Genomic DNA, 17695 nt, shown 5'->3' with positions numbered 1-17695 from the left:
TTTGAAGCGTTGTAAATCTGGCATCTTTTCTCCTAAGTTCTTTATTTCATTATCGTAATAAACAAACGAACGACCTACGTAATCATCGTATACTTTCACTGCAATTCTTCGTGATTCCTTATCTCTCATGGATTCTAAACTAAATCTTTTTTCAAGTTCAACCTTTTCTCCTCCCTTCTATATGACATCAATAACATTTTCGACATTTTCCAATATATCACTTGTTAAAATTTGTTAATATAAAACATAAAAAAACCCCTCATATGAAATGAGGAGCTGAAGAAGATCGTTTTATAAACTTTCGCAAGCTATACCATTTCCATCACCATCAAGTCGGTGCGGATCCTCTCCAGGGCCTCCTGCTCTTTCAAAGAATGCTTGAGCATCTTCATGCGTATCAAAATCGCTACAATTTCTATCTTCACCATAAGGATCATATGGACCATCGTATTCGGAATCATCGTCAGTGCTCTCTTCTGAATCGTCTATAGAACTATTAAATCGTCATCTGTTACATATCCATCTATGCTCCAAATACCTAATTCAACAGATTTAGCTTCAGCTCTGTTTCTTTTAACTCTTCTTGATAAGTATACGGTGGATCATATTCAATAAGCGCATCTTGCTAAGCCTTCTGCCAATAACATCTTATTGAACATTTTTCCATCTACCCAAATATAACCTATCATCCTATCATAATAGTCACGCTGAAGACCATCATATTCTAACTGAATTTGTTTACCAATACTTAATGTTTCCTTCGCAAAAGTAGATGCTTCAACTCCATAAGGTTGTTCAGGTATTGTTGGGTGAACTGTTTCTGGTGTATCAACTAATAGTAGTCGAACTGTTTCTTCTTCTCCATTCAAATTTATTCTCACAGTATCACCATCGACTACATCAGATAAGGTTGCCCAAATATTATCTTCAAGCGAATGAATGGTTCTAGATAAAAATACAGCAAAATGTTGTCTTGAAAGCTCTTGATTAGAACGGAAAGTACCGTCTTGATATCCAGTAGTAATCCCATTTGCTGCTAAAGTAGATACAATATCATGAAGGCTTTTACTAGAATCGATGCCATTTTTCCTCTTGTTAAATTTCCCGGTCGAATGTTCCGTCTGGTTTTCCTTTAATAAAGTCTAATTCAACAGCTTTAAATTCTCCATCTTCTGTAGATACGTCCGAAAATTCAGGATCCGGTGCATTACTATTCTCAACATCTATCCCAATCTCTCGTAAAATCATATTTACAGCCTGAATTCGAAGTATACCTTTTTCAAGCCTAAAAGAACCATCGGGATCTCCATTTATGATTCCTTTACTTACTAAGTTTGAAATGTGATCAGAATATTGATTGACATCAGAAAAGCCTTTTGATGCTTCTACTTTAATGGATAAAGTTACAAAAGCTAAAGAGATTGAAAGAATTAAAACTAATAATTTTTTCATTTTTATTCCCCTGTACTTTTTCCCTATATAGGATTTATTTACATTTAGTTTTAAACTCTAGCAACTATAACAAATGTTAAAAGGACTGAAGTGAATTGATGATGGAGATGTTTCTAAGTAAAGAAGATAAACCCTACAGTGTTAAGAACATAACTGTTCGAAAGTTCATACTTTATAAGTATTTGGTCAATATATGGAAAGATATATTTAAGAAGTGGATTACAGTGCAGGATAGCATTTGAAGTAATTTCATACCCCAATGATTAATTAGTTGCTCTCTTTTAAGCTGCTAATATTCTTAAATAATATATTGGTGGCACGTAAGAAAAATCTGGATCTAGGTCTATTTCCTTTACGGAGGTTTATAAAATTATTTTGATACCTTTGAAAACTGTAAATCTATTATTTTTTATTAGTTTATAAAGGTGTACGTTTATAAACATGAAATAACCATTTAATTACAAGAATCAATAGAGTATTCGACACCTTCGTATCGTAGACAGATTGCCTACTGCTAATCATTGTAAAACCACCCGTCCACTTAATTATAAAGAGGCGTAATAAATGCTTATTATACAAAAGCACTTTTATGAAACGATTTGCAATTGGCTATCGGTCATGTTAAATATTTACTAAAGAATAAGAGAGATAATAGTGGATAAAGCAGATCCAGATCTGAAAAAAAATAGCGATCACCGCTATTCAGCAATCGCGACTAATTGTTGAAGATCTATACTTGTATATACATCCTACCTGTTGCAAATATTGAGGGTTATAATTTTAATAAAATACATATATGTATCACATGCTCAAATACAGGTGGTTCATGATGGTGAAAACTCTTGCGTAAGATAATTTTCCACTTGTGTAAGAAAGTCATATAAATCTGTGCCTTTTATCTCTTCTAACATCATATGCTTTGCAATATGTCTATTTTTCTTTTTTACATTGAATAATTGTTTTTCTAATTTTTCACCTGAATTAAGCTCGAAATCTTCAGGAATTTGTCTACCGTAGATCTTTTTTAGAGCATTAACAGTAAAATAATTTTCAATCGCATATCTTTTTAGCTGGTATACGTAAATTTCATTTTCGTCACATTGTTTTTTAAACCGATTTCGTACCTTATGGCTATCTGGATCACTATCAATAAGAGCCATAATCTTATATGCGTCCTTAAACACGCTTAAGTCTACTTGATCCATGGCATCTCCACCAAGAGGCCAAGTTTTGATATTATATTTAAATAAACCCATTTTGTTTAAAAATTCTTCTAATATAGGCTTATCTGTAGGCCCTTCAGTTAAAATGATTAAATCAGAAATTAAATTGTCAGCGACTGAAAAACCAATATCATTCAGAACAGTACTTCTAGAGGTTGCATTATGGACCTGGATTCCTTTCTCATGATCAAAATAAGAATGAAATATTCTATCAACCATTGTAATATCCAAAAACACATTAGAATGTGTTGACAGAAAGTATTGCTTATTACTTTCTTTACTCATGACATAAAGTAATTTTCGCTGCATGTCCGGATGCATATGAGTCTCCACTTCATCGATTAAGATCACATCTAAATCAGGAAGATTCATAAAAAATAGGATAATTAATAAATCTTTCAAGCCCATACCACTATCCTCGGAACCAATCCAATCCCCTTTGTCATTTGTAAAATAAAGATTAATATTTCGGTGATTAATAGTAATTTCAAAATTGTAACCACTAGTAATATAATTAAATTGTTCTTTGATTCGAATATATCGCTGTTTGGCTTCTGTGGAATCTAACTGGTTTTTGAAATCAAATAATCTATTTAACACACCAGGACCACTTGGTTCAAATTGAGCCTCATACTGTAAATCAAAAGATTCATGTATTTTTCGTTTTGATGGTATAAACACCCGTTTAGACTTTTCCATGTCATTGAGTTGGCTTACAAGAATATTTCTTAATTTGGTTGTATCGTTTATTGAGGGGCAATGTTGATTTATGCTTGGAACCAACACATCATCTATATCTTCTATTAACCATGTATTTTTTTGTAACTTCTTTAACTCTTTATTAAGTTGATCCAATTGATTTTGAACAACCCCCTGCGGAGCATTAGATAAGTTTTCTTCTTGAACGATTTGATATAGTTTTTCTTCTGAAACTGAAAGCCCTATTATACAATGTTCATCCTGTTCTAATGCTGATAGTATAACTGTTTTTCCACTATTGTTTTTTCCACATATTACGTTTATCTTTCCCAATATACTTATTTCAATATTCTCTTCTATTCCCTTATGTTTGTTTACTATTACACAATCCAACACATTCATTAATTTAACCTTCTCCCATATTCATAAAACTCCTAAACACTTTATTGGTTTAGATAATTTATTTATGTTTGATTAGATAAAGACGACTCCATTAATCATAGAATTCCCCTTAGAGTAGACTTATTATAATTGTCTCAAACTCCCAAAATCTATACAAGAAGTTAGTCTATAATATGGCCTATTTGCTGAAGACATTTGTATTTAATCAATTGCCTTAAAAATATAGATTTAATATTAATCACTTATAAAAACACACTTAAATTATTGAAGATCGTATACAGAACAATGCATAAGGTGGAGTAAGAAATCTAGCTTGTTTTACTTCCCCTAATTTTATTACTTCTTACAACTTTCACACCTCGCACTCTTGCGATTATTAGGGGGTTTCAGCCATTCATGACCACAGTTATAACATAGCCACCAGTATTTTTCTCTAGCATAAGGCCCTACTTCATATGCAGTGACATCTCGGTTTTTGGTTGGGTGCCATTGTCTTGCGACTTCAGGTTTTTTAACTGCTAAGGATTTTTCTCTTTTTACTTTTTTAGGCTTAAAACGTCCATAGAGATTATAACAAGTAGGACAACCTCCTCCACCTACACTATCATAAATCATTTTGGGATAACTATGGTTCCTCTCACATATCCACCATACTTTATCATGCTGTCCTTTGGTGACATTGTATGGAGTTAGTTTTAGTTCCTTATTCTTTTTATAATCCCATTTTTTAATTAAATCCGGGTGAGTAGTTGCAAGACAGTTCGTTTCATTCACCCTTTTTCCAGCACAATATGGACAATTTTCACTATTACTAGTTCTCCAATTAATTTGATAATCATACGTTGATTTGCATTTTGGGCAATCCCAATAAACTACTTCATTAGAAAACGGAAGATATTTTTCAGGTGGTTTATTGTTCATTTTATAGTTCCACTCTTTTGCTATTTCAGGGAATAATAGCTGTAAATTATATTTCTCGGTTGCTTTTTGACCAGCACATACTTTGCAACTATGCCCTCGAGCCTTACTACCAATTTGCACCAATGTTGAGTGCTTATTTTCGCATATAAACCAAGCCTTATGATTAGAATACTGTTTAAAATGTCGGGGCTGGAAAGGGTAATTTTTCTCATAATCCCATACCTTTTGAATATCAGGGCAGTTTTCTAATAAATTATCCTCTTTAACATCTACTGGTGGTACTTGTGCAAGGATTGGTATATTATCATGTTCTATATCAATTTGTGTTTTTACCTCATTAATTTTTGTTGTAAACCCTTCATAACAATCATCTATGATTACTAATAATTGCTCAATCATTTGTCCAACTGATTTGTGTGACCTTCTCTCATAAAGGTATTCTAGCATTCCTTTAATTTCTAGTGGTGGCAACCCATTATCTCTGATTCGTATTAAACCGTATCCTTTATCCAAAATAAAATTACTTTTATCTTTATCTAATTCTGATCTATTTCTGTGAGTATGTCCTCCATCATATTCAATGACTAGATTCAGAATAGGAATAAAAATATCTACTGACGTATAATTTCCTATACCTTCTAACCAAGTATTGAGTTTTGCATCTTTAAAGATTCGTTTAATATAAAAATAAATTGCGAGCTCAGGAAAAGCAACATTATATCTTTCGTGACACTTAGGACAACCGGTGTTATGTATAGCTCTATTTTTAACTTGCGACGACCAATAGTGATCACATTTTTTGCATCGCCATTTTATATAAACATCGGAACCAGCTCTTGTGTTGTGTGGTGTATATTCCCCATTTATTAATTCACGCCACTCTTCGATTAATTCAGGTCTTTCCTCAGCAACAAAACCCCTTGAATTTTTCATTAAATTCTCCTTATAAATTATTTCAATACATAAATACAACCATCTAATAACAATAATCAAATAAATTTAAACAACAACTATAATTATCCACACAATACTTTCTATTTTTCTTTCCATTTGAAAACTTCCTTAAACACACCATAACCTAACTCAGAAGCAATTTGTTCGATTATTTTTATCTGACTATCAAGTTGTGCACTTTCTTTATCATCTAAGAACAATAGTGGAGCAACACTTTTTCTTTCATAACTTTTTTTATATGCTTTCTTTTGTTTATCAGTTATGACAGCTCTTTCTTGATTTAATTTTTCCCATTTCTCTCTTAGTACCGAGTATGCTTTATCCAAATTACACCACCTCTATTTTAAGTTTAATCATTTTTATATTAATATATTAAAATACATTATTAATAGGAATATTATCCTTCCTTAAAATATTATCATATAAAAGTTACTTTCTATAAGTCATTGTAACTTTCTTACATTCTAGTTTTTCTGTTTCTCTCAGTTCAAATCTTAACAAGTGATAATCATCTAATAGCCTATCTGGATCCTTGTTTAATTATCTAATCATTCCGTTTACTTCTTTTGTATCATTTCCCATTCTTCACAAGACGTCTTATATTAAAGAAGTAATACAGCACCTACTATAATTAGTAGGTGCTGTTAGTCATTAGTCAATTACTTCAAATTGATTAAATGCTTCTACTTCATATTTCCCATTTTCTATATCTCTCCAGTTCAATTCTATGAAGCGTTGTAAATCTGGCATCTTTTCTCCTAAGTTCTTTATTTCGTTTTCGTAATAAACAAACGAATGCCCTACGTGATCATCGTATACTTTCACTGCAATTCTTCTTGATTCCTTATCTCTCATGGATTCTAGACTAAATCTTTTTTCAAGTTCTCTTTTTCTCAATCCTCTCTCCTCCCTTCTATATGACATCAATAACAATTTCGACATTTTCTAAAATATCCCTTGTTAAAATTTGTTAATATAAACACCATTAAAAAGCCCATCATATGAAATGAGGGGGCAAAAAATTAATCACTTCTGCTAATTGTTTAAATCTTTTTCCTCATATAGTTTATCAATGATGTTGTGATAGTCCTCCTCATTTCGATTTTGGCTTAATTTACAAGCAGCTTGAACTTCTTGCATTTTAATCCAACAATACCGTTCATTTGTTTTTTAGTTTGTGAAGAAAGATTCTCCCATAAAGCTGGATTCTTACGATTTTGTTCATATTTTGTAATAGTAGTATAAGATCTTCTTGCAAATTCATATCCTATCTAAATTTTATCATCAATTTCTACTTAACCTGATTTTTCAACTGTAATTGACTTAGATAATATTAGGTGTTAATATAAATTTTTCTCGATCTAATTCCTTTATAGATAGCTAATAACAAAATAAGACCATGATTAAGAGCGCATTTAATTAGGTGTGTCTTTTTAATGTTTTAAAATAAGGGGGAATTTAGAGTGGCTGATATTTTTCTACTTATTTTTCTATTGAGTATTATTGGACTATTCCTTGGTATAATTAAACCAAGTATCATCAAGTTAGCTTCTAGAAAAACAGCTCTTAAAATTTTTATTCCAACTCTATTTGTTAGTTTTGCTCTTTTTGGAGTTACAGCAGATTCACCTGATCAAATAGCCGAGACTTCGGATTCTGAAAAGCAGGTAAATTCTGTAACTGATAAAAATAAAAACGACAAATCAAGTCAAGAAAAATCATCTGAAGAAGAAAATAACAATGACTCAAGTAAATCAGAAGATAGTGAAAATAAAGATCAAACGGAACAAAATGGAGCATCTAATTCCTCCGACAATCAAATTAATGATAGTAACCAAGAAACTGACAGTGAGTATAAGGACACTGGAGAACGAGCTACCAATAATGACACTTCAGAAGATGAAACTAAACATTCGAATACTAAAACATCAAATAAAGAAGAAGAACAAACGAACAAGAAAGAAGAATCCTCAGATAATCAAACAACTCAAGAAACAGATGATTCTAATAACTCAGATCTGACTCGAGCAACAGTTACTCGTATTGTAGATGGTGACACAATTGAAATAAAATTAAACGGTAAAATTGAAGGTGTAAGGCTTTTATTAGTGGATACACCAGAAACGAAACACCCATCCAAACCAGTACAACCTTTTGGTCCTGAAGCTAGTGCCTTTGCAAAAGAAAAATTAACTGGAAAGCAAGTTAGGGTTGAATATGATGGACCAAAGCGTGACAAATATAATCGTTTACTTGCCTATTTATGGGTAGATGGACAAAACTTCAACCAGATGTTATTAGAAGAAGGGTTAGCTCGATTAGCTTATGTTTATGATCCACCGTATACGCATTATAATGCTTTTGTAAAAGCGCAAACTAGAGCAACTAACGCAGGTATTGGTATTTGGAGTATGGACGGATACGTTCAATCAGATGGTTTCCATTACGAAAAACCAAAAGATGAACAGAGCCAAGAGGAACAACAAAAAGAGGACACTTCTAATGATGTTTCATCTAGTTATGATGGACCGTATGATCCAAAAGGTGAAGATCGTAATTGCAGTGATTTTGATACGCACGATGAAGCTCAGGCATTTTTTAAGGCAGCAGGTGGTCCAAATGAAGATCCACACGGATTAGATCGTGATAAAGATGGTCTCGTTTGCGAGAGTTTACCATAGAACTCATTAAAATAAGACACACTTAATTAGTTAAATAAATATAAAGGTAGTTATCTATGAAATTTAAAGCCTGTATCTTAGATTATCAAGAATCATTGATACAGGCTTTTTTCCTTATTAAGCTTAAAAAATAAACGCTAAAATAGATATAATAAATAAAATCACTGACAGAAAGAAGCGAATGAAATGCATCCCGTTAGCGCAACAAGAATAATTACTTTTTTGACAAGATTGTTTTATCAAACGGAACAGTTGTTTCTAAAAAATCTTGTTCAATTTTAAAGAATACTTCTTTGAGTTTTTCTCTTCCACCCATTTTTTTATACCAATTCTGAACACGCTTAACATGCTCTTCGTCACTTTTAACTTTATTTTCAATAATTTCATAATCCTCAAAGCTGTCATATTCCCATATCGCAAAAATCTCTATAACACCGTTATTTTCCTTAGTCATCCACCTACCAACTAATCTTGCACCATATTTAAGCTGTGTTGGTAGAAGTGTTTTATTAAAATGTTCGTTAAAATCATCTAAAATACTTGGTGCAACGTTGTACATTTTTCTACGATAAATCATTGATTTGACTCTCTCCCTTTTAGCCATTTTCTAAATAGTTCAATACAGATTGAAATAAACCTTTTTTGTATAATCATGCTCTTCACTAAAAGGAATATATTACCATTATTACGGAAATGTATTCTTTACTTGAAAAGAATTAAATAAAGATGTGTTTTAAATAATCTCCGTGACCTCTTATAAGTTCAACTTCGTTCTTTGAAGAAATCCAAAAATAATGGAATAATAGCCCTTCTTCATCCCCTCCACCTGTTGGTTCGTAATCCCATTCATCTGGAGCATCTGATATATATATTTTATAAAAAAACCTATTATGAATAGCACCATTATCATATTCCCAATAATCTTCTGCAATTAAATGTTCAACATCAAAATTCCTCAATCCAGTTTCTTCTTCGATCTCCCTAATAACTGCATTATATGTATCTTCTTCATCTTTCACAGTACCTTTAGGAATCTGTACTCCGGCTGCAGGTATTGGATGTTGAAAAACCAATACTTGAGTTTTTCCATTTTTATTTCTTGTGACATAACCGTATGCTTTTTTAATCGAATTCAAACCAATACCTCCTAACTTCAATAACAATAGGGTAATGTCCTTCTTGAAGGATAGCCACCCTTTAGTACAACAAGGCTAAAAGCCTCCAGGTAAAGAAATTAAGTCAAAACCTTCATATCCATTTAATTGCCAACCCTCAAAATAATTACTTTCATGGAACAAATCAAGAAATATACTCTCATCAAATTCAATTACCAATAGAGAAAATTCCTCATAGAAACTTATGTCGGTAATTTTCTTTTCAAGTAGTAACTGCTTAACATTTTTATGTGAGTATTTATTTGGGGCGTGTACACAATCTGATGCTCCAATTATTATCTCTTTTTCTCTTCGGATTCTCCACGGACATTCTACTATTAATCCACCTTGATCAAAGCCCATACCAAGTGGAAGGTCTACCTCTGTATTTACTTCTGTTACTAGCTGTCCGATAAAATAACTAAAATCAATATCACTTTTTTTCAATCAACACACCTCATTGTCATTGAAAATACCTGCCATTTAGTAAAACAGGAGCTTCTGTACCAGAAACTCATAATCAATATTCGCACCCGTTAATTTCAGTGCAATTATTCATAAACTCTTCATTTCTAAAGTTTACTTTCATAACTTTTATTAGTGACCTTTATCAATTAATTACTAAATAACCTTCATCAAATGTAAATATTTCTCAATTTCAAGATTTGTTTTATGAAAATACTCGTTCTGATGCTTACCATAATTAAAAAATCCATGTTCCATACCTTCAAATGTTTTAAATGTTATATCATTTTCCTCTTGTTTCATCAGTTTAATAAATTCTTTATTAAGTTCATAATCTATATCGGATGTCCCACATAACCATAGAGTTTGTGGCAAACAATTTTTGATATTATGTATGGGTGATATCTCAATAGCTTTTTCAAGTAATTCAGTATAGCGTCTTCTCATTATATCAACACCATCCATGACTCCTGAAAAAACAACTAGAACATTGGGAACATGATTTGTTCTTTGATTATCATATTCGTGTTCATCATTTAAATCATCAAACATAATAGAAGACACGGCAATATATGCACCAGCAGACGAACCACATTCAACTATTTTGTTCGGGGCTACTCCCAAATCAGAGGAATTTCCCCTTACCCATCGGACAGCAGATTTAACGTCACAAATTGCTTGAGTTGGTAAGAAACCTTCATCCGAACCATTTCGATAATCAACACATATTGCAACCATACCCTTAGAAGAAAAATAATCAGCTTGATGTTGGAATTGCACTGGGGTTTTTGGGTCTTTTTTAAAGCTACCCCCATTAAAAAATAGAATTGCTGGTCTGTCTTTTTGGTATACTTTTGGCTCAAATATATATAATTTTAAATTTCTTTCCTCTACTTCTTTATATGTTTTTTCAATTACAGGATATTCAAACTTTAATTTTTTCAATGTTCGCACGCTCCTCCTTAAAGTATCAAATTTAATAACAATTTACCTTTTAAACGAATAATAACGTTGTTATTTTGTTCTCTTTTAATATTTAAAAATCCTTCTTTCTTAGACTCTTTGCTTCTTTTGTTTAATAGCTTCTTTGAATTCATTTTAACATTAAATTCCATTTATATCTGAAAATTTTTTTAAAAAATAGGCAATCCTGAAAACAAAACGTTTAGGAGTGATCCAATTGTTTTTATCAGAAGCTGCTAAATCATATGAAGCAGATAAAAGGATTGAAGGATTTTCCCCACAGACACTAAGAGCATACTCTCTTCAAATGAAATTACTAATTAAATATTTTAGTAATGTCCAAATAAGTAAGATCACTACATATGACCTAAAGCAATATTTAGCTGAATCAAGTATTGATTTGAAACCATCGAGCTTAGCTCACTGAATAAGGTTTATAAAATCTCTATTTCGTTGGTCACATGAAGAAGGGATAATCGTTAGTAATCCTGCAAGAAAAATTAAAGAACCTAAATTGGGAAAGCGAATTCCGAAATTCTTAACCGAAAAGGAAATTGAACATTTGCGAGATGCTTGTCATTCTTCGATGGAAAAAGCATTGTTTGAATTTATGTTTTCAACAGGGTGTCGTATAGGAGAAATAGTCACTCTTGACCGCAACAGTATTAATTGGGGAAGTAACTCTGCAATCATTCGAGGTAAGGGGGATAAGGAGAGAGAAGTTTATTTCAATGTTCGTTGCGAGATTTGGTTAGAGAATTATCTTAATGAAAGAAGCGACTGTGATCCAGCTATTTTCGTTACGGAACGTTCGCCTCATAGAATGAGTATTGCTCAAATGAGGTACATCATAAAACGAATTTCCAATCGAGCTGGAATAAATAAAACGATTCATCCTCATCAACTGAGGCATAGTTATGCTACCCATCTATTAAATAATGGTGCACCGATTGATGTAATCCAGAGCCTGCTCGGACACGAAAAAAGTGAAACAACACGAATATATGCTCAATTAAGTGGAAAGATTAGACAAGAATTTTACAACAAATACTTTTAATATGAAAAAGAGTAACGATAAATGTCTCGTTACTCCCTTTTAAAAACGCACATTTAAACTATTTCTTGTTAGATATAATCCTCTTTTAAAAGACCATATATATCAACATCTTCGTATTTGTCCCATCTTAAAATATCTTGTTTTAATGTACCTTCATATCTCAATCCAATTTTTTGCATTACCTTTCCTGACGCTTTGTTCTTACTCATTACTGGAGCCTAAATTCGATTTAGATTTAATTCATTAAAACCAAATTCAAGTATTTTCTTAGAAGCCTCCGTTGCATATCCTTTTCCCCAATAATCTTTGCCTATCCAGTATGCTAATTCGCCTTTATTATGATTTTTATCAACACGAATAGTCATAGTTCCTATAAGTTGTTTTTCACTTTTTAATATGACTGCCAACGGATAAGCGTCTCCATTTTCAATGAGTGATGAATGTTTCTTAATCCAATCTTCGACTTTTTCTATAGTGTATGGATAAGGAATAAAAGTAGTCTCTGCTATGGCTTTGTCATCTCCTAATTTCTGAGCCCTTGGTGCATCACTCAAATCATAAGGTCTCAAAACTAAGTGTTCCGTTTCAATCTCTTGCAACATTTTCAATCGTACCTTCCTTATCTGATATTTTTGATAAAATTTATTACACTATTAAACAATAGCCACCCGTTTGTTAAATAAGGAAAACATAATTTTTACTGTATTTATTTCAAAATGTTTCAAATAATAATAAGAATAACTAAATGGATGAAAGGATGGAATATTTATGGAACAAGAAGAAAAATGGAAAACCGCTGCTATCTCAATGGCAAGTGATATAAAGGTACAAACTTTTGGCGGAGCTGAAAAGATAACTCAAACTGTTGAAGATATGGAAAAGGTTCAAACGATTATTAATAATTGGAATTCTATGTCAAAGAAATCAGCAAATCTTACAATTGAACAATATGGTCCTCCGAATGAAGCGATTCCAAGTCGATTAATCTGGTACAGCAATGGACCGTGGAAACGGACTATTGTCTATCGTGATGAAATCCCACATGACTTTCCACAACCCCATACCGATGTTATCGAGCAAGTTATTAATTATAAGGTCCCCCAAGAGATGTTTAATGAGCTTGCGAAGTTTGATGGTAGTATAATCGTGGAAAAGACAAAGGGCGAGGTATCTTCTCGCTGTGATATGGAGGCTGCTAATTTCACTGCCATTAACGTAATGCACGATATTTGTACAGGAAAGTTAAATGCCGAAGAAGGGCGCGATCTTCTCTGTGAGGTTATGTCGGCTCATATGATGAATAAACCAGCACCTTATGCTGAGAAACTTCAGTTCGATGTGTCAAAAAAAGAAAAATATGATACAGACGTTGTGATGATTGCTGATGAAATGGTAGAGCAAGCCATAGAAAAAGTAAACGATATAGTTGATGATAGTATGGGTAATGGTAGGTATCATTAAAAATATAGTAATTCTTTAAGAACTGTCCAAAACAGTTCTTTTTTTAGATATTCTTGTCACGGCATTTAAGCAATACCCCTGTCCCAGCGGTATGTATGTTGGTATAAAAAGTGAGCAGGATGTCTTTTAACAACATCCTACTCACAACTAGACAACATTAAACAAACCTGCTTCTTTAATTCAACAAAGAAAAGGCGAATACCCTTGTTCAGCATTCGCCCCTGTTAGTTGAACAAGTGAAAGGAAAAATCTCTAGTCTGAAATAGGCTAGAGATTTTCTTTTTTTCTATTATCAAATTTACTTTTTGTAAACTTTCCAACATTCCATGCTCCCCATGAAACTATGCCGACACCTAAAACTCCAACCCCTAAAATTCCAAGACTTTTCGCTTCTTTAGAAGTAAAAGTATATCGTAAGCCCTCTGCTAAATGTGGTGTAGTGTACCCAGACTTTATTAAGTCATTTACCTCGTCGGGTGATTTCAAAACACCTTCGACAAATTGAAAACCTTTAGAAATAAGTTCTCGACTTTCTGCATCTGATATTAGTTTGCCGTTTTCTAACCAAGCCATATTTTTACCTCTTTTCGAGCAGATATTTATTAAAATCCGTAAACTTTGTCTATACTTGAAATTTTAATGAAAGGAGCAAGATAACTAAACTGTTAATAGGTCCTAAAGAATCTATAACATAAAAATTAAAGAGTAATGGTTCTAAATCAAATCTGCAAAATTTAAGATTTCTGAATCATTATTAGGATTATAAAACATTTCTTCACCAATATTTCCTTCATAAAGTTCTTCATCTATAAACTCATAAGTATATTTAGAATATACATCTCCGTCTATTACATAATTAGTTGAAAAGTATTTTTTTCCGAATTTACCAAATGAGAGAAATATTACTTCTTTAGCACCTGCAGCAAACAGTAAGTGTTTTGCTGCCTCAGCTGAATAGCCATTTGTAATATAATCATCAATAATACAAATTACTTTCCCCTTAATGTTATTTTTTAAAGCTGGATTCACAATTAAAGTTTCGAAATCACTATTACTTTTAGTTTCCAAACGAATTGCTCCACTACTATGTTTAGATTGCATTTGTTTATTTCTGATTAATATTTCAGGACCTCTTCTAGGTCCTCCACCAATAACTACTCTAACAGCCTCTTTTAAAAAAGAAACTGATGTAGCTATATTTTTTGGACTTGAAGATGGGAAAGTTCCCCAATAATCAATCTTATTATAATAAGGGTTTGTTGTAACTTCATTTATCAAGTGAAATAATAGAAGAAGTAATATTCTTTGATCACGTTCAGATTTGGTACCTTTTAAATTTGTTTCAAAAACTTGTTTTACTCTCGCTTCTTCTTCGGGTCTATAATACGTATTTGCATTATTTAAACTTATAACTCTAAAAGAATCTCCAAAGCTCATTTGGAAGTAGTTATCTTTATGAATCTCATCTGCCTTAAAACAATCTATAACATTTTGAAAGTCAATTATGGGCAAACCATATTTTTTTACTTTCTCTGAAACAGTTACTCGACTACTTAATGCCTCTGGATTAAATAATGGAATTTTGCAATTAAAAGAAAAGATAGCATCTTCTTCAACAATTCCTATTACACCAAAAATTCCGCCTTTATCTTTTAACTCTCTAATTTTTTCTTTAGTTTCTGAGCTTCTATTAACAAATTTTATTTTACCTTCATATTCTTTTGGTAAATTTCTTTTCAATATACCAATTGTAGCTTGCTGAGCTACAATAGCTAATTTTACTTTCTCGTTATTAAAGTAATCAGCGATTCGTAAGTTTTTCTCAATCAACTCATTACTTTCATTAAAAAAAACTAATTTAGATACGAAAATTAATTTATTTGTCATTTAGCATTTCCCCTCCAAATTCAAATATTTTATTATTTATCTCTTCCTCACCCTGATCTACAAAAAGTATCTTTTTATTCGCTTCATATGCATTTCTAATGGTATTCATAGTTCCACTTTTTAAATTTGTTTCTATAACTATTACTAAATCGCTAATATTGGCAACATATTTATTTCTATCTAAAAAGCTTGATTTATAAGTGTTTTCCTTGGGACCGATAGCTGTTAATAACAAACCTTCTTCAGATATTAAATTAGCTAAATCTTGATTTTCTTTTGGATAAATTTTATTAAAATTTGTAGGCAACACTGCAATCGTTTTCCCACCAAGACTAAGAGTGATTTCATGTGAGACAGTATCTATACCCTCAGCTAATCCACTCACAATAATATAATTATTGCGAACGTATTCTTGTGTTATTTTTTTGGTTAATTCAATAGATTTTCCCGATGGCTTACGGGTACCAACAATAGCAACTCTTTTTCTATCTAACGACAATTGTGAAACATCACCTTTTGAGTACATAAAAAGTGGCATAATTTTTTCTGGAATTAATGCCGTCAATTCATTTTGATCATATTTAAAATAGATCTTACTGCTACCATCTTTTAAAAAAGCTTCAGTATTAAATAATTCAGATTTGAAATTTTTATATTTTTGATAATCTCTTGCTAATTCTCTATCTTTATCTGTAAATTTACTTTCAATTTCCATAATCATTTCGTTTTCATTATTAAAAATACTTTCTAGGGGGTCTAATCTTAACTGAAAAATAGTTTGTAAAAGTGATTCATTAAAACCAAATTGTTTCAAAAAAAATAAGTTACTTCGTATTTTTTTGGTCATAGTTTCCCCCCTTTCTCTTTTCTCTCCTGCTTCCAGCGCTTCCCAATGCTCCATTTCTACTCCATCACCATGAAAAACGTAATAAACTGTGTCATCTTTAGTTCTTTGAATAAACGCAACTTGTCATTTTCTACTAATAATATAGATCCTCTATTTCTCATAATCATAACCTCATTATGTACGTCTTTAGATGGAACAAATTTTCGTAATCTTCTAATTATACCACGTCTTCATATATTGAATAAAAGTTAAACATCGATCTTCACTAAAGCTCCCGTTAACACAAGAAGAATTTATAGATTTAATAACAAGTATCTAAAATGTTGATAATTCAAAGATTTCTCCTTCCTTAAATTGAATGAATTCCTTCAAATTAGAGATTACACTATCTGTGTTTATTATTTCATACATTTCAGTTGGCACAGTTAAGATTATTTTAGATGGCTTATGATTAATTTCATTTACAATCCTTGCTAAATAGAAGTTATAATCAAAGGCAGCTTGTTTAAAGTCATCAGGCAAAGAATATAGTTCCATTGATGTGAGACAACTCCCATTGCTTAATGACTTCAAGAGCCTTTTCTCAGTTCTCTTTATAGTTAAGACTTTCCCAGATTTAAAGTCCTCACCAATAAGACCAATGTAGTTTGGTTCAAAAGACAATTCTGAAGAAAGTTTTTTAGAATATTTATAGAATTTTAGCCATTTGTTTGTATCCATCTTATCCATCTCTCCATATAAAACAATGGATGTTGTCATCTCAGTCATTCTTGATCACATCCTTACTTCTTCGTGGTTTTCTTCTTCAATTCTACTGCCATTTCCTTCACAACAAGAAAAGGCGAATTACCCTTGTTTCGCACACGCCACCCGTTAGTGCATTAAGGAAAGAGTTTATTTGAGGGGAAAATTTACTGAAAATAGGTGATGTTTAATTTTCTAGGGTAAATTCCTCTCCTTCAAATCTTATTGATTCAACTTTTTCTAACTTATCTTTGTCTACCTGGAATACCAATGTTCTTGGAAGACCAATATCATCACAGGTAGTTTCTTTTTGCATAGTATCAATGATTAGGTTTTCTTCTCCATTGTCAAACTCTAATTTTTCAATTTCTTTAGGACAAGAGTTTTCGGTTGTTTGTGCAACAATAATACCAGATTTTTCAAAGTCAACACTTGGATGCTCTTCTTCAAAATTAAAGTAATTCCATAAATCACCGAATTCCTCCTCACTGAAAGCAACTTCTACAATCCTACTCATTTGGTCATCCACAGCTGTTTGTTCATCGTGAATAAGGCTACCATTTTCAAATTCAACTTGACTACTATTACACCCCATTAACAGAAAGAAGATAAACAACATTAGTGTTAATACCTTTTTCACTTTACCACCTCGCTAATAGAATAAGACGTAAAAAATCAAAGTTCGTTACAAAAATGCTACTTCTTCAACTCTTCTGCATCGTTAGTACAATAACTTTTATCTCAATAATATTTTAACATAAAATTCCAACAGACCTTTTAAATTT

General features: G+C 31.8%; 20 protein-coding genes and 2 pseudogenes. 3 read left to right on the top strand and 19 right to left on the bottom strand.

The features are described 5' to 3' along the window. Positions 1 to 291 precede the first annotated feature (291 nt). The 8 genes and pseudogenes from GHD00_RS21445 to GHD00_RS10155 all read right to left on the bottom strand — a co-directional run bounded on the left by GHD00_RS21445 (position 292) and on the right by GHD00_RS10155 (position 6548). Positions 292 to 489: an excalibur calcium-binding domain-containing protein gene (locus tag GHD00_RS21445; RefSeq protein WP_163538146.1), complete on the bottom strand. Its 198-nt coding sequence runs from the start codon at positions 487 to 489 to the stop codon at positions 292 to 294. A 119-nt stretch (positions 490 to 608) separates the two neighbouring features. Beyond that, positions 609 to 881, bottom strand: a complete 273-nt coding sequence (locus GHD00_RS10185) for a thermonuclease family protein (protein WP_163538059.1) — start codon at positions 879 to 881, stop codon at positions 609 to 611. A 90-nt stretch (positions 882 to 971) separates the two neighbouring features. Next, positions 972 to 1052, bottom strand: a pseudogene (locus GHD00_RS21440) (S-layer homology domain-containing protein); the annotation flags it as partial. A 43-nt stretch (positions 1053 to 1095) separates the two neighbouring features. Further along, a complete protein-coding gene (locus tag GHD00_RS10175) occupies positions 1096 to 1452 on the bottom strand; it encodes an S-layer homology domain-containing protein (protein ID WP_163538058.1) in 357 nt (118 codons plus the stop codon). Positions 1453 to 2276: 824 nt separating this feature from the next. Next, positions 2277 to 3776 carry an ATP-dependent nuclease gene (locus tag GHD00_RS10170; protein WP_163538057.1) on the bottom strand — a complete coding sequence of 500 codons (1500 nt, stop codon included), beginning with the start codon at positions 3774 to 3776 and terminating at the stop codon, positions 2277 to 2279. A 336-nt stretch (positions 3777 to 4112) separates the two neighbouring features. Beyond that, positions 4113 to 5690, bottom strand: a complete 1578-nt coding sequence (locus tag GHD00_RS10165; RefSeq protein ID WP_163538056.1) for a zinc-ribbon domain-containing protein — start codon at positions 5688 to 5690, stop codon at positions 4113 to 4115. A gap of 41 nt (positions 5691 to 5731) precedes the next feature. Further along, positions 5732 to 5977 carry a hypothetical protein gene (locus GHD00_RS10160; protein ID WP_163538055.1) on the bottom strand — a complete coding sequence of 82 codons (246 nt, stop codon included), beginning with the start codon at positions 5975 to 5977 and terminating at the stop codon, positions 5732 to 5734. 325 nt (positions 5978 to 6302) lie between these two features. Further along, positions 6303 to 6548, bottom strand: a complete 246-nt coding sequence (locus GHD00_RS10155) for a hypothetical protein (protein ID WP_163538054.1) — start codon at positions 6546 to 6548, stop codon at positions 6303 to 6305. A gap of 566 nt (positions 6549 to 7114) precedes the next feature. On the opposite strand from GHD00_RS10155, the gene GHD00_RS21085 reads away from it, so the two are divergent. After that, positions 7115 to 8332: a thermonuclease family protein gene (locus GHD00_RS21085; RefSeq protein ID WP_240468663.1), complete on the top strand. Its 1218-nt coding sequence runs from the start codon at positions 7115 to 7117 to the stop codon at positions 8330 to 8332. A gap of 214 nt (positions 8333 to 8546) precedes the next feature. Here GHD00_RS21085 and GHD00_RS10145 read toward each other — a convergent pair whose 3' ends face one another. The 4 genes from GHD00_RS10145 to GHD00_RS10130 all read right to left on the bottom strand — a co-directional run bounded on the left by GHD00_RS10145 (position 8547) and on the right by GHD00_RS10130 (position 10896). Continuing rightward, the gene (locus tag GHD00_RS10145; protein ID WP_163538053.1) at positions 8547 to 8909 is read right to left on the bottom strand and encodes an NIPSNAP family protein; all 363 of its coding nucleotides are present in this window, start codon (positions 8907 to 8909) and stop codon (positions 8547 to 8549) included. Between the two features lie 139 nt (positions 8910 to 9048). Beyond that, the gene (locus tag GHD00_RS10140; RefSeq protein ID WP_163538052.1) at positions 9049 to 9468 is read right to left on the bottom strand and encodes an NUDIX hydrolase; all 420 of its coding nucleotides are present in this window, start codon (positions 9466 to 9468) and stop codon (positions 9049 to 9051) included. Between the two features lie 75 nt (positions 9469 to 9543). Continuing rightward, positions 9544 to 9933 carry a hypothetical protein gene (locus GHD00_RS10135; protein ID WP_240468662.1) on the bottom strand — a complete coding sequence of 130 codons (390 nt, stop codon included), beginning with the start codon at positions 9931 to 9933 and terminating at the stop codon, positions 9544 to 9546. 174 nt (positions 9934 to 10107) lie between these two features. Next, positions 10108 to 10896, bottom strand: coding sequence for an alpha/beta hydrolase (locus tag GHD00_RS10130; RefSeq protein WP_163538051.1), 789 nt, complete (start codon positions 10894 to 10896; stop codon positions 10108 to 10110). Between the two features lie 235 nt (positions 10897 to 11131). Here GHD00_RS10130 and GHD00_RS10125 point away from each other — a divergent pair. Next, positions 11132 to 11971 (top strand): annotated as a pseudogene (locus tag GHD00_RS10125) (tyrosine-type recombinase/integrase). Between the two features lie 68 nt (positions 11972 to 12039). Here the strand turns inward: GHD00_RS10125 and GHD00_RS21080 are convergent. Continuing rightward, a complete protein-coding gene (locus GHD00_RS21080; RefSeq protein ID WP_240468661.1) occupies positions 12040 to 12180 on the bottom strand; it encodes a GNAT family N-acetyltransferase in 141 nt (46 codons plus the stop codon). Positions 12181 to 12189: 9 nt separating this feature from the next. After that, on the bottom strand, positions 12190 to 12573 hold the full coding sequence (locus GHD00_RS10120) for a GNAT family N-acetyltransferase (RefSeq protein WP_240468666.1): 384 nt from the start codon (positions 12571 to 12573) through the stop codon (positions 12190 to 12192). A 166-nt stretch (positions 12574 to 12739) separates the two neighbouring features. On the opposite strand from GHD00_RS10120, the gene GHD00_RS10115 reads away from it, so the two are divergent. Further along, positions 12740 to 13432, top strand: coding sequence for a hypothetical protein (locus GHD00_RS10115; protein WP_163538050.1), 693 nt, complete (start codon positions 12740 to 12742; stop codon positions 13430 to 13432). Positions 13433 to 13699: 267 nt separating this feature from the next. Here the strand turns inward: GHD00_RS10115 and GHD00_RS10110 are convergent, their stop codons facing one another. From GHD00_RS10110 to GHD00_RS10090, 5 genes are all read right to left on the bottom strand, one after another. After that, positions 13700 to 14005 (bottom strand): DUF5516 domain-containing protein, encoded by a 306-nt coding sequence (locus GHD00_RS10110; RefSeq protein ID WP_163538049.1) that lies wholly within the window; start codon positions 14003 to 14005, stop codon positions 13700 to 13702. A gap of 141 nt (positions 14006 to 14146) precedes the next feature. After that, positions 14147 to 15319 (bottom strand): phosphoribosyltransferase, encoded by a 1173-nt coding sequence (locus tag GHD00_RS10105; protein WP_163538048.1) that lies wholly within the window; start codon positions 15317 to 15319, stop codon positions 14147 to 14149. Further along, complete coding sequence (locus GHD00_RS10100; protein ID WP_240468660.1) at positions 15309 to 16220, bottom strand: DNA-processing protein DprA; 912 nt, start codon at positions 16218 to 16220, stop codon at positions 15309 to 15311. Before GHD00_RS10100 ends, GHD00_RS10105 begins: the two co-directional genes overlap by 11 nt. A 261-nt stretch (positions 16221 to 16481) precedes the next feature. Continuing rightward, on the bottom strand, positions 16482 to 16934 hold the full coding sequence (locus GHD00_RS10095) for a hypothetical protein (RefSeq protein ID WP_163538047.1): 453 nt from the start codon (positions 16932 to 16934) through the stop codon (positions 16482 to 16484). Between the two features lie 163 nt (positions 16935 to 17097). Next, a complete protein-coding gene (locus tag GHD00_RS10090) occupies positions 17098 to 17550 on the bottom strand; it encodes a hypothetical protein (RefSeq protein ID WP_163538046.1) in 453 nt (150 codons plus the stop codon). Between the last annotated feature and the right edge of the window lie 145 nt (positions 17551 to 17695).

It is taken from the genome of Gracilibacillus sp. YIM 98692, from assembly GCF_010993965.1.
In the GTDB taxonomy this organism is placed as follows: Bacteria; Bacillota; Bacilli; order Bacillales; family Amphibacillaceae; genus Gracilibacillus.
Note: the sequence above shows the minus strand (reverse complement) of the source record. Positions and strands in the feature narration are given on the sequence as shown.